The 13,599-nt window shown below is 40.4% G+C and carries 10 protein-coding genes; 3 read left to right on the forward strand and 7 right to left on the reverse strand.

Going from position 1 to position 13,599, the window contains the following annotated elements; translation table 11 throughout:
• Positions 1-24 precede the first annotated feature (24 nt).
• From ACZ5AE_RS20265 to ACZ5AE_RS20295, 7 genes are all read right to left on the reverse strand, one after another.
• Complete coding sequence (locus tag ACZ5AE_RS20265) at positions 25-762, reverse strand: protein kinase domain-containing protein (protein ID WP_464566376.1); 738 nt, start codon at positions 760-762, stop codon at positions 25-27.
• 101 nt (positions 763-863) lie between these two features.
• Positions 864-1,757, reverse strand: coding sequence for a 5'-3' exonuclease (locus ACZ5AE_RS20270; RefSeq protein ID WP_464566377.1), 894 nt, complete (start codon positions 1,755-1,757; stop codon positions 864-866).
• A gap of 69 nt (positions 1,758-1,826) precedes the next feature.
• Entirely contained in the window at positions 1,827-2,654 is an 828-nt protein-coding gene (locus ACZ5AE_RS20275) for a sulfurtransferase (RefSeq protein ID WP_464566378.1), read from the reverse strand.
• A 21-nt stretch (positions 2,655-2,675) separates the two neighbouring features.
• Positions 2,676-6,353 carry a dynamin family protein gene (locus ACZ5AE_RS20280; RefSeq protein ID WP_464566379.1) on the reverse strand — a complete coding sequence of 1,226 codons (3,678 nt, stop codon included), beginning with the start codon at positions 6,351-6,353 and terminating at the stop codon, positions 2,676-2,678.
• Between the two features lie 749 nt (positions 6,354-7,102).
• Positions 7,103-8,041, reverse strand: a complete 939-nt coding sequence (ltrA, locus tag ACZ5AE_RS20285; RefSeq protein WP_464566380.1) for a group II intron reverse transcriptase/maturase — start codon at positions 8,039-8,041, stop codon at positions 7,103-7,105.
• A gap of 887 nt (positions 8,042-8,928) precedes the next feature.
• Positions 8,929-9,468, reverse strand: a complete 540-nt coding sequence (locus ACZ5AE_RS20290) for an isoprenylcysteine carboxyl methyltransferase family protein (RefSeq protein WP_464566381.1) — start codon at positions 9,466-9,468, stop codon at positions 8,929-8,931.
• Between the two features lie 26 nt (positions 9,469-9,494).
• Positions 9,495-10,586 carry a type III polyketide synthase gene (locus tag ACZ5AE_RS20295; RefSeq protein WP_464566382.1) on the reverse strand — a complete coding sequence of 364 codons (1,092 nt, stop codon included), beginning with the start codon at positions 10,584-10,586 and terminating at the stop codon, positions 9,495-9,497.
• A 656-nt stretch (positions 10,587-11,242) separates the two neighbouring features.
• Here ACZ5AE_RS20295 and ACZ5AE_RS20300 point away from each other — a divergent pair.
• From ACZ5AE_RS20300 to ACZ5AE_RS20310, 3 genes are read left to right on the forward strand one after another with little or no spacing between them, the layout of a single operon-like run.
• The gene (locus ACZ5AE_RS20300; RefSeq protein WP_464566383.1) at positions 11,243-11,392 is read left to right on the forward strand and encodes a cytochrome c oxidase subunit 2A; all 150 of its coding nucleotides are present in this window, start codon (positions 11,243-11,245) and stop codon (positions 11,390-11,392) included.
• Positions 11,393-11,414: 22 nt separating this feature from the next.
• Positions 11,415-11,891, forward strand: coding sequence for a cytochrome c oxidase subunit II (locus tag ACZ5AE_RS20305; RefSeq protein WP_464566385.1), 477 nt, complete (start codon positions 11,415-11,417; stop codon positions 11,889-11,891).
• Positions 11,891-13,546 carry a b(o/a)3-type cytochrome-c oxidase subunit 1 gene (locus tag ACZ5AE_RS20310; protein WP_464566386.1) on the forward strand — a complete coding sequence of 552 codons (1,656 nt, stop codon included), beginning with the start codon at positions 11,891-11,893 and terminating at the stop codon, positions 13,544-13,546. The genes ACZ5AE_RS20305 and ACZ5AE_RS20310 overlap by 1 nt, the downstream gene beginning before the upstream one ends.
• The last annotated feature ends 53 nt before the right edge of the window (positions 13,547-13,599 follow it).

Genomic DNA, 13,599 nt, shown 5'->3' on the forward strand with positions numbered 1-13,599 from the left:
AGTTTGCTCCTTTAGTGATATTATTTAAGAAAATGGCAGCAAGGCGTCAATAAAATCCTGTGTTGATTGATATCGCTTTTTTTTATTCCTGTTGGTTGCTTTTCTAAGTACGTATTGAAGTTCTTTATTCTCGATCTGCAGGCAGGCCTGTTTTTTTCTGTATGGGGCAGAGCCGGTTAACAGGTATAGGCATACACTTGCAGCACTATATAAATCTGATGAGAAATCTAGCTGTGCTGTGAAGCCGCTTCTTTCTTTTTTTAGTTCCGGAGGCCGGTACCATTTAGTCGCCCCTTTATGGCTGCCAATGTATTTACCTTGTTCATTCACCAACACAGCTGATCCAAAATCAATAATTTTAACCGTTTCCGGATTTTCTTCTGAAATGATCACATTGTGGGGAGTAATATCGCAGTGCAGGATGCCGTGCTGATGAACTGTCTTTAAGCCCTGTAATATTTTTATTGTTATTTGGATCGCTGATTTTTGCTGACGCGGTTTACCTTTTTTAAAATTCCCTAGTTTTTCTCCAGGATGGTGGTCGAAAATGATGTATCCATTAGAACCGTCGATAAAAAAATCGGTCATCAGAATCAGTTGATTATGGACTGGCAAGCGTTTAAGTATGTTAACCTCATCTTCGGCATCTGAAGCATTTTTTACCTTTTTGACAATAACCTTTTTTCCAATGTCATCAACCGCTTCATAAACGTGACTGGTTGCGCCGCTTTCAATAAGGCGGTGAAATGTATATGTTCGCATGGGCCACTGCCTCCAAGTCAATTCCTAATAACTATCCTATTAAATTCGTAAATAGTGGTGAATAAAAAAAAGGCTGCCTCAATATGAGACAACCCGAGTTATTAGGAAATATGCGCTTCCTCCTGAGGGAAAAGCCTGCCAAGGCCGCGAAGCTCCAATTCCATTAATTTATTTTCCGCCTTTTCTTTCTCGATTTTAAGGCTGGCACTTTCCAGACTGCAATTTACCGGAACATCACATTTGATTTCTGCCAGTTTTCTGGACAGGTAAAGCATGTCCAAATCCTGCTCAATTTTGTTTTTTTGCGCTTTCGACAATTTGTCCAAATTGGAGATAATTCCTTCAACATGATCAAACTCTTGTAATAACTTCAGAGCAGTTTTTTCACCGATTCCTTTGACACCAGGGTAATTATCGCTAGTATCACCCATTAATGCCTTCAGGTCAATCATTTGTCGAGGCGTAATACCTTTCTCTTCCCTAAAGGTCTGCGGTGTATGGACCAAGTAATTTCCATAACCCTTTTTCATTAGTATGACCGAAATTCTGTCATCAAGCAACTGAAGAATGTCCTGATCGCCGGTCAAGATGGAAACATGAGCTTCTTCCTTCGCTTGTTTAGCAATAGTACCGATACAATCATCTGCCTCAAATCCTGCCAAACCAATATTGGGGATATCGAAGGATTCGACTACTTCTTTTACAAGGTCAAACTGCGGAATTAATTCAACCGGTGCTTCGCCCCGATTTCCTTTATAGTCAGGAAAAAGTTCTGTTCGGAAGGTTTTGCTGCCCATATCCCAGCACACGGCTAGATGAGTTGGCTTAAAGGTCGAAACGGCTGTGAACATATGCTTTACAAAACCATGAATCCCGTTTGTCGGGATCCCTTTTGAATTTATCATAAACTGCCCTGTTACGGCTGTTGCGTAAAAAGCGCGGAATAACAGGGCCATACCATCGACAAGCATGAGCGAAGGTTTTTGATTCGTCATAAAATTGAACCTCCTATGGTTGTTTTATTACAACACGTTTTCCATTATATCATAGGTTTGGTTCAAATTTTAATCGACTTTATTTTCCTGATAGGAAATCCAGTCGCTGAAACTGCCGGCATAGAGCTTGACCTTTTGAAATCCTGCTTCCTTTAAGGCCAGGAAATTCGGGGTTGCTGTTATTCCAGAACCACAATATACAATAATTTCCTGTTCAGGATTCACGTCGGAAAACCGCTGCTTTTGTTCCTCGGAGGATTTGTATTCTCCTCCTGCTAATCCTTCCGTATATGGCTTATTGACGGCCCCCGGAATATGCCCAGCCTTCTTATCAATCGGCTCGACAATACCTAAATAGCGTTTTTCTTCGCGGGAATCAATCAAAATTACGTTTTCCTTTTTTCCTGCTGAAACTTCTTTCACTTCGTCGACGGATGCCAATAATTCTGGTTTTAACTGGTGCTGAAAGTGAGCTTTAGCAAATGTTGGAATACTTGCTGATATTGGCAGGCCTGCTTCTGCCCACTGCTTGAATCCGCCATTTAGAACGTGTGCTTTTTCGTGTCCAAGGTATTTCAAGAGCCACCAAAAACGTCCTGCGAATGCGCCTTCTCCCTGATCATAGGCTACGACTGTTGTCGTCTCATCAATCCCCGCCGCCTCAAGCTTGTTTACCAATTCCTCCAAATCCGGCAATGGATGGCGTCCTCCATGAGTTTGAACCGGGCTTGATAAATCCTTTTCCAAATCGAAATAGACAGCCTCAGGTAAATGTCCTTCTAGATATTCCTGTCTCCCCTTGTGCGGGTCGGCTAAGGAAAATCGGCAATCCACAATTCTGACTGTGCCATTGTTTAAATTTTGTGCCAGCCATTCCTTCTTAATAATATTTTTCATTGGAATTCTCCTCCGTTTCCCCTAATTTTCAAGCCTGACTAGTATATCTGTTAAAATTTCTGTTGAAACTCCGCCTTCCAATGCGGCCAATAAACTTAAATAAAAATCATCGGTCTGATCCTTCATTTGCATTAATAGAAAGTTGAATTCACGGTTGAGATTCTTTGCATAATGGTCTTTTAAGCGACTTCCTTGATTTTGCAAATAGTCATCCGCTGGCCCATTTAATACCTGATTTAGTTCATCGCTCATCCATTTCTTTTCATTTTTTTCAAAGAAGGACCTTGGATTTTTAAAATAGGATTTTGCTTTAGCAAAAGCCTGCTGGTCCATGGTTTCAAACGCTATTGGGAAGTCAATTTCTTCTGTTGTTCCTTTTTCAAATGGTGAAAAGGACAGGTCTGGATTGACTTCATGAAGTGTCCGAATTTGTGCCGCCTGATAATCCCGAAGCAGTTTTTCCATAAACCGCTCGATTCGAACCGTTGTAGCTCTCATTTCCTGAGCAAAATCAAAACCTAGGCTTTCCAAAAATTCATCAAGTGCCATTTGCAGCGCCTTCTTTAAGTTGCGGCCATCATCCCTTAGGGTTGAAGGATTGAAGGCTTCTTTAAAGAAATCGCTAAACCGCAAGAAAACACGTTGCTTAATATAATAAATTAATTCATCAGCTTCTTGGAACATTCGGTTTTCCATTGATTCGACCGTTTGTTTTGCAAACAGATCCTGAATCATATTCTTCTGTCTTTCAATATCTTGGCGTTTTTGTTCTTTAACGGTCTTGTCCTCCAGCGAACTCTTGATGAGCCGCTCTACCAATTCATGGACACGGTTCAATTCATTCTGTGCCGCTGAAATCGCCATTTCGGTTAAATCATTTGAAATAAAGTGATAAAAGCTGTCTTCAAATTGGCCCATCCCTGAACTGGAAACCGCTGCTGAGCCTATTTTTTCCTTTAAGGCCTCAAGACTTGATAAAGGGTATAGATGCGGATTTCGGATTCCGTATTTCACCAGCTGATCCGAAACATAGTCAACAACCGCTTCCTTTTCCTCTTCATCTTCTGCAAGGTCAATCGCATTTATAATAAAGAACATTTTGTCCATTTGGAACGATTCCTTTACCCGTCCCAATTGAATTAAAAATTCCCGGTCAGCTTTTGAAAAGGCATGGTTATAATACGTTACAAATAATATTGCATCTGAATTTTTGATATAGTCAAAGGCAACTCCAGTATGGCGGGCATTGATGGAATCCGCCCCCGGCGTATCAACGAGTGTAATCCCTTTTCGCGTTAGTTCACAGTCATAATAGAGTTCAATCCATTCAACGTAACAGGATTTTTCTTCTTTGGCGACAAAATCGTGAAATTCGTCTAAACTTGTAACCTTAACCGTTCCGAGCAGTTCTACAAAAGAGGCATAACCTTTAAGAAATGCCTGCAAGAAGGCATAATGAGTCTTCTCAACGATCCCTTCCTGGCTTTGCTCGTAGATAATTCCTTCAATGATGTTAGCGGCATCCTTGAAATCAACCGCATGTAATTCAAAGACCTTAAGTGAGCGGTTGACGTCATCGAGCATTGCATCTCGATCTTTAAACTTTACAAGAACTGTCCCATGCTTATATTCAGCTGTGACTGGTTTTATTTTATTAATTGCCGCCGTAGTGGGGTTTGGGGAAACCGGTAAAACCTTTTCCCCCATTAGCGCGTTGGCAAATGAAGATTTCCCTGCACTAAATGCACCGAATAGGGCTACGGTAAAACCCTGTGTTTCTAGCCGGCCTGCTTTTTCCGCCAATTCCCCTGCCAACTTTTGAAAACCTGGCAGACCGTTAATTAGCTTGGAACCGTTGAGTAGTTTGTCAATGGTGAGTTGCAGACGGTCCTCCGCCTCGTCGATCCCTTCACCCTTAAAGCCTTTATTTGTTGTTTCTGCAAGACTGACCTGTGCAGGCAAATGGCTGCTGTCATTCTTCACGTCAGGCTTATGGGAACCCGGTTCCACTTCAGATTTAATCAGTTCAAATTCCTCTTCCTGCAGGTCGAATAGTTGGAAATGGTCATCTTCAATTCCTTCTGGATTGTTCAATTGGTTCATAAGGTTGTTTTCTATTGCAATAATAGCTTCTTCGTATTTATCAATCTCTGTTAAGGCATTTACATAGCGTTCCTGTTTATTGAATTCCTTGCCAAATTGTTCGTTTAATTTTGACTCCTGTTCCTTTAGTGCATTTAGATACTTTTCTTTAAACTCAGCAAGTCGGTTTCGGGCGATCCGTTTTATTTCATTCGCCACATCTTCTGTGTAGTGAAGCAGGTATTCACCGGATAGGCGGGCGCCAGGCTTTATTGTGTTAATTAGGACATCTTTAGGAACAGGAAGGGCATAGCCCTGGGCGAGCACCAGCAGGTCTCCCTGGTCTAGTTCTGTTTCCTTTAATGTCCTGAGCAGGAATTCACGTAAATGCCATTCCAGCTGGGATTTAGTTTTTTCAAGAATATCCTGATAAAAACTGTCCAGTCGCGCATTTTTTTCATCTTGCGTTTTTTGTTTTGAAAAAAGAAAGCCCACTTTAAAATCTGGCTGGCATGCCTCCAGATACTTCTCTGCCAGTTCCCTTGTCTGGAAAGGCATGAGATAGGAATTCTTTAAAATTTGCGCTATTTCTTCATCAAATGACTTTTCCTTGGCTTCCGTCCCTCCTGCAAGCTTAGACAAGCTGTCTTTAATCTGGTGAAAGGAATTCAACAGATCCTCTTTTTCCTCCTTGGTTAATTCATTTAATAACTCATAATATGGAAGAAGCTTTTCTTCCTCCTGCTTTGCCGCCTGACTGATATGGTCCTGGGCAATTTTTTTCAATGAATGAAAAACGGAAGGTACAAGCAATTGATCTTTTGCTGCCAATTTATCCGCAATAAATTTCTGTAATGCCTTAAATTCATTACGGGGGTTCTTTTCATCCTTTAGCGAAGTATAAAAAATCCGTGCTGGTCTGACTCCCCAGGAGGCGAAGGCATCGACAACACTCTTTTGAAAATCGGCAAAGCTTAGCTCCTCATCCTTGTGCTTATCGATTTGGTTAATAACTAAATAAACCTCTTTACCTGCTTCAGTCAATTCCTTTGTGAAGAGGAAATTCAACTCTGCCTGTACATGGTTATAGTCCATTACATAAAAGATCAAATCAGCTAAATGGATGGCAGACTCAGTGGCAATGCGGTGGGCATCATCTGCTGAATCAATTCCGGGTGTGTCCATTATGACGGTATTGGCTGGCAGGTTTGAGTCGCTATGGCTGATCTCGATTTCCTCGATTTTATCGCCATCCTTAGCATACCTTTTGACCATTTCATAATCATATGGGGCTAAATAAAGCCGTGGTTTCTCGCTTTTAAAAAAGACCTTGGCATAATCCTCTCCGGACTTTACCTTTACAAGGTTTGCGCTTGTCGGAATTGGGCTTGAGGGCAGCAGTTTTTCCCCTACGACCCGATTGATCATGGTTGATTTGCCTGCGGAAAAATGGCCGCAAAACGCTATCGCGAATTCTCGGTTTTCTAATTTTCGAGCAAGCTGCTTAATTTTTTGCGCATTTTGAATATCGTTTTGCTCCATTAAATATTCATATATGGCGATTATTTTTTGTTTTAATGTTTGTATCGTTTCATTTTGATCGGCTATTTTGACCATTTAAACTAATTCCCCTTAAACAACATGATAATATGTTTATTTTATACGATAATTTGAACTTTTCCTATCTTGACAAACTTAAAAATAAATGCAATCTCGCTAGTTGGCGAGTCCGATAAGAAGATTCATGAGGCGTAGTTGAATTTATAGTTTCCTATTAGCAAATAAAGTAGGGAAACCTCTCTCGAGGCTTCCCCCTTATCAAACCGCACGTGCCCTATTAAGGCATACGGCTTACCAAATGTTACAATGTTCATCAAGAGGATGCGTTCCAGGCATTTTGCATCTTTTGAAGTCGGTGAGGTGTATAATATTCCTCGGCTTTTGTTTTGCTCGATTAATTCTTTTATGTAACCTCTTCTTTGATGTTTTAACCAAGTCGCTTAAATATTGTTCTTCGGTGTATCCATAAGCTTTATTTAGATATAGCCAATAGGAAGGGATAAGCTTTATTTTAAAGAAGAATGCATTGTTCCAAAGACTGTTCATTTTCTGTCCTTTTCTTTGGTTTGGGTGTTTATGGATAAATGCTACTCGCAATCTTTTCCTTATATATCCGTCAATATCTTGAAGAATTCGTCGAATCATTCTAGTTCTACAATGACTTTTCTGTCCAAGCTCCTCATTAGCTTTGATAGCCTTAACGATGGTCAAATAATAATTAACCTTACCACGAATAATAGGGTTTACCCGTTTTATCCATTCCTCTTTACTAAAAGTTAAGAACTTCCTTGTCTTTTCTTTAATTTTTATCCGAAAATCTTAATAGATTCTTTCTTGGGTGTGACCTGAAAGTGTAGTTTGTTATCCTTCTTTCTTGGTTTCCAATGATGAAAAGTAAACCCAAGAAAGTCGAAATCATCCTTCTGGAAGTCAACTACCCGTGTTTTCTCCTTAGAAATCTCTAATCCTAATTCAGATAACCTTTCTTTCGTTAGGGCGGCTGCTTTCTGAATATCTTCTTTTGATTTCGCAAAGAGCAGGAAGTCATCTGCATATCGGACAAAACGAAATCCATTCAAGTCCCATTCCCAGTCCATTTCATTAAGATACACATTTGCAAGTAAAGGAGAAATTACTCCGCCCTGCGGTGTTCCATAGTCAGAATGAATGAGTTTCCCCTCTTCCATAAAGCCAGCTTTGAGCCATTGTTCAATTAATCCTAAGACCGTACGGTCTGATACGTATTTCTTTAAAATTGTAATTAGTTTCTTATGTGGGATGTTATCAAAGAAACCTTTAATATCACAATCGTAGATGTAATTGTATCCTTGCTCTATATTCCATAAGATTATTTGTAAAGCTCTTTCTACTCCGCGGTTAGGTCTATATCCCACTGACCAGTTGTGAAACAATTTGTCTTCAAATTTCGGTTGAAGAATATTGACTACGCTTTGTTGGACAATACGATCTTCTATTGTAGGGATACCCAATGGGCGTTTCTTTCCATTTTTCTTCGGTATGTATACCCTTTTAACTGGATGGGCTTGATAGGTTTTAGTCCTTAGCTTATTAAGAAGTTCCGTGATATTCTCTTCTAATTTGGCTTCGTAACTTTCAATTGTTTCCCCATCTATTCCTCCAGCACCCTTATTTGCTTTAACTTGTTCAAAACTCTGGGTTAATTTCCTGTCGAATAGAAGTTGCCCATATACACTGTGTAATTTAAATTTCCACTCTTGATTCATTGCGTATTCCACGCCTTTCCTTGATGTACATTCAAACGGTTTTACCGCAGTAACTTGATTGTTAACATTACACCTAGTTCATAGCTTGGATCCATAGGTCGTTCCCCTTCCGTTCATTCGGTGTTATGGTCACCGAGTTACTTCCGTACTATGAGAACGTCTGACTTCTCCACCCGTTCTTCGTCATTTCGGTTTACCCTTATAATATAGACTAGAACCCTGCCTGTTTGGTAAGGCGGAGACCTCACGGGGTCGTCACATTTCCCTTCTAGACATACCCTGCACCATCACGTTATAAGTCACAATTTCTCGCTCTGACTTCCAAAGAAAATTGTCTCTTTAGTGGGCTTCCTCACTTTTCGGAGAGTCGCCAACTTATCCCGCCGCCGTGCTTCACACTTATTGCATTAGGGTCTACCTATTCGCCTACGGGTCTCTCGACATTCCGCATCTCCTTCAGACAACACCTCACGGTGTTGCCCTAGATTAAGCTTCCCGAACTAGGTCAGTTCTTCGGGGATGGGCTTGCACCATCTGGGATTCAATTTCATTATCCTCGTTCAGTCGTTTCATCGAAATGACGTCTCTGTCAGATAAAGAAAAGAAGAGCACTGGCTATGCCAGCACTCTATGCGACTGCCCGTCGCACAAAAAGCCAAGGAATATTCCTTGGCTTCAGTTAATGCTAAATATATTTATTGGGTGACATTTTTTAAGACGTGCTTCATGACAAATGCGTAGATTATAATGGTTCCGCCGACGAAAGCATAGGTCATATGTAACACCTTCCCTTAATCAGACTCTTAGTTGAGAATGACTTTCATTGTTAATAAAATTCTAGCACAGGTGATAATCATTTTCAATACATTTACAGATTATTGTCACAGTTATTTAACAAACTTTGGCAAGAAACGGCGGCAGTTTTGAAAAACTCCGTCATATTCGCTGTAACATCCAAGCGCCCTTTCTTCCTCGGGAATCCGGATGGCAAGCATCATGATATTCATCACTGTAAACAAACAGGCAGTATAATACGCCTGAAACAGCAAAGGAATGACAAGGATTTCAACACAAACTACGAAATAATTCGGATGCCTGATTAAAAGGTACGGACCTTTACGTATAACGTCTGCATTTGGAAGCACAAGTATTTTCGTATTCCAATACCTTCCCAGTGATACAAGTACCCATACCCTCAGGGCCTGAGAGAGGATATAAACAATAAAAATAATCAGCCATTGTGGTGATAAACCGTGATTTAAAATGAACTTTTCTACACAAAAGCTAAGCAAAAATAGTACATGCATAAGGACAATCCAGCGGTAGTGAATAGTGCCAAATTCAAGTGCTCCTCTACTCTTCATCCATTTTTCATTTTTTTTCGCGAAAAAAATCTCTGCTGCACGCTGAAAAATAATAAAACCCATAAAGCTTATAAATGGCAGAAAGTCCTTCATTCAAACCACCTCAATAGAAGCATTTCCGAACTGAAACCCGGTCCAAGTGCGGCACAAAGTCCATTTGAACCACGTGGAATATCCATTTCCATATATTGTTTTAACACATAAAGGATGGTAGCAGAAGACATATTTCCGAATTTTCTTAATACTCCGAGCGAGACGTCTGTCATCGACTCGGGAATACCGAGCGATTCAACATAGGCATCCAACACCTTTTTACCGCCTGGATGGGCAATGAAATAGTCTAATTTATCTATTTGAAGATGGTTTTCATGTAAAAATTCTTCTGCCACCGGCTTTAACCAATTATGTACGATTTTTGGAATATCACGAGAAAACCGGACAAACAATCCTTCATTTTTTATATCCCACCCCATCACATCTAATGAATCAGGGAGAAGTGCCGATTGAACCGCTAAAATGGAAGGGTATGTGGATTTCATACGAAAATCCTCGATATTACAGGAATCTCCGCATACTAAAGCACAGGCCACCCCATCTGCAAATAGAGATGTCCCAATTAAGTTGCTTTTCGATAGGTCATTTCGCTGAAAGGTTATACTGCAAAGTTCAACAGAAAGAACTAGGACTTTAGCGTTTGGAAAGGCCATGCAATATTCAAAAGCACGCGCAAGACCTGCAGCACCGCCTGCACAGCCCAATCCCCAGATTGGGATTCGTTTTGTGTGGAGATGAAAAGGCAGAAGGTTCATTATTCGTGCTTCTATACTTGGAGTTGCAATCCCTGTGGTGGAAATATAAAAAATAGCATCAATGTCTTTGTAAGGGATTTTTTTCCTTAGAAACTGATTGTTATCAAGACATTTTACAACGGCTTCCTTCCCGAGGGTAACGGCTGATTCGATGTAGACATTGTTTTTTTCCTCAAAAGAATGATTCTGCTGAAACCAGCCTACGGGGTTAACAAAATGTCGTTTCTCAATAAGTCCATTTTCAAAAGCCTTTAATAACCGCCCGATTTCTTTAAACGAACCGGAAAACAATTCCCTGGCGAACTCTGTTGCCTGAGTCTGTTTAATTTCATATGGAGGAATAACTTCTGCAACGGAAAGAATTGTAGGCATACATCATTCTCCTTAACCAAAGGTAAGGGTATTTTTTGCCAAATTAAAGAATATTATTCCAGAAACAAAAAAAACTTCCCCATTCGGAGAAGCAAACGTTTTGAAGGTTGTTGTTGTTGTGCATTTTTATTATATCTTGTAATAGTTATTCCTTCATTATATAAACTTTTCCAATTATCTAATTTAACCTGACTCTAATTTTTCCGGTTGCTTTTGAACCTCGATTTTTATTTTATTTCCCGCCATTTTCCCGCAAACCTTACATATTTCAATTTTATTATACAAAAGACGGCAATGTTCACAATAATATTTCTCCACACCAACCACTTCCAAAGAAAAAATTTTTTATTATTATCATATTTTTCTTTCCGAGTATTGTGACAAAAAATGAACTGCCGATCATCATTACGAAATCAAATTATCAATTATCTAAATCACAAGCTTAGTGTGATGTTTCACACTTTAGTCACAATTACTGGTGGGGAATTGTGACTAAAATCACTGTTATACCAACTTTTTAACATTACCATTGTAGTTAACTAAGGAATGAACAATTTGTGAATTCTTGAATTTGATATTTTCCTTTCACAATTGTTTTGTATTATGAAAGAGAAATCATTTATTTACTTTTCATTTTCTGAAGGGAGTGTAGGGGGATGGCAAAGGCGGAACTAAAGACAAAGCACCAAACAGAGATTGAAGACAGTTCTTCTTTAAAGGGGACACTGGCGTCTGTATTCATTCTAGGGCTTTTTATCATTGTTTCATGGGTTTCAGTTTACTTTCTGTTCGTAGACCGTTTTTAGGAAATAAAGGGGGGAATTATATATGCATATGCATAAATTTGAAAAAATCTGGCTGACTTTTGGAATCGGCTGTCTTGTTGTTTTTTTAACAGTAGTCGGTGTCAGCGCATTTTACCTTGGGAACAAACCAGCAAGCTGTTTAACTACAATAAATCCGGAAAAGGTTGATACCACAAAACCTTTCGATAAGCCGGGACTTCATAAGGTCGAAGGCAAAGAGTGGGATTATGAACTAGTATTTGTCGCATCTGCTTTCTCTTATAACCCTGCAAAGGTTGAGGTTCCGCTTGGAGCAAAAGTGAAAGTAATCGGTACCACCAAGGACGTTGTCCATGGTTTTGAAATGGCCGGTACCAATATTAATATGATGCTAGAACCGGGATATGTCAGCGAATACACAACAACCTTTGACAAGGCCGGCGAATTTCTAGTTGTATGTAACGAATACTGTGGAACTGGGCACCATTTAATGTTCTCTAAGATTGAGGTGGTTAAATAATGGTTAACGCTGCAGCTAAAGTAAAGGTTGACCCTCGTGACGCGAAGCTATCCATGGCGCATTTCTTTGTGGCTTTCGGAGCACTCGCTCTTGGCGGTCTGATGGGATTACTACAAACCCTTGTCCGTTCCGGAAAATTTGAACTGCCTTTGGGAATTGGCTACTATCAAATTTTAACAGCTCATGGTGTTTTAATGGGGCTAGTTTTAACAACATTCTTTATCATGGGATTTCAATATGCGGCTGTATCCAGAACTGCAGGAACACATTCTCCGGCAGCCAGACGGACCGGCTGGATTGGTTTCTGGTTAATGACTGCTGGTACCCTTATGTCAGGAACGATGATTCTATTAAATGAAGCATCTGTACTTTATACCTTCTATGCACCACTTAAAGCACACTGGATCTTTTATTTAGGATTAACCCTTGTGGTTGTCGGCAGCTGGGTTGATGGCGCTGCACAAATAATGACCTATGCGAAATGGCGGAAAAACAACCCTGGCAAGCCTAGCCCGTTGTTAAGCTTTATGGCTGTTATCAACACTGTGATGTGGATTGTGGCTACATTAGGGGTTGCTGCAACTGTTCTATTCCAATTGTTGCCTTGGTCTTTAGGTTTAGTAGATACTGTAGATGTTCTTATCAGCCGTACGTTATTCTGGTATTTCGGTCACCCATTAGTGTATTTCTGGCTTTTGCCTGCTTATATGTGCTGGTATGCAGTTATCCCAAAAATTATCGGCGGAAAGATTTTCTCAGATTCACTGGCTCGTTTATCTTTTATCTTATTCTTGCTTTTCTCGATTCCGGTTGGTTTCCACCACCAGTTGACAGAACCGGGTATTGACCCGGCTTGGAAATTTATACAGGTTATCTTAACATTCATGGTAATTATCCCGTCCTTAATGACTGCCTTCTCTCTGTTCGCTACGTTTGAGAGATATGGCCGTTCTAAAGGAGCTACTGGTTTATTTGGCTGGTTTAAAGTGCTTCCTTGGAATGATGCCCGTTTCACGGTTCCATTCATCGGTATGGCTTCATTCATTCCTGCCGGTGCGGGCGGTATCATCAATGCTTCCAACCAGATGGACCAGGTTGTCCATAATACCATTTGGGTAACAGGACACTTCCATTTGACAGCAGCAACTTCTGTCGTACTTACATTCTTCGGAATTTCATATTGGCTCGTGCCGCACTTAACCGGCCGCAAGCTGACTAAGGCGATGAACAAATTAGGTATTATTCAGGCATGGGTATGGTTTATCGGAATGGCATTTATGTCTGGTGCAATGCACTTCCAAGGCTTACTTGGCGGACCCAGACGTTCTGCATTCTCCACTTATGGCGACTCCAAGCAGGCTCTTGAGTGGATTCCTTACCAAATTGCCCAGGCAGTTGGCGGAACGATTTTATTCCTTGGCATAATATTAGTATTAGTTATTTTCATTAATCTTGCCTTCTTTGCACCAAAAGGTGAAGAAGAATTCCCTGTCGGTGAAGCAGAAAATGTGGAGGAAAAAGCACCAATGGTATTTGAAAACTGGAAATTATGGCTCGGCATCACTGCTGCCTTAATCCTGTTCGCCTACACAATACCATTCATTGATATTATTCAAAATGCACCGCCTGGGTCCAAAGGGTTTAAGACTTGGTAATTCCAGAAGGCTTCAATCTAAACGATTGAAGCCTTTTCAGATTGTCGAAAAAA

This window comes from Neobacillus sp. S1227 (assembly GCF_055385255.1).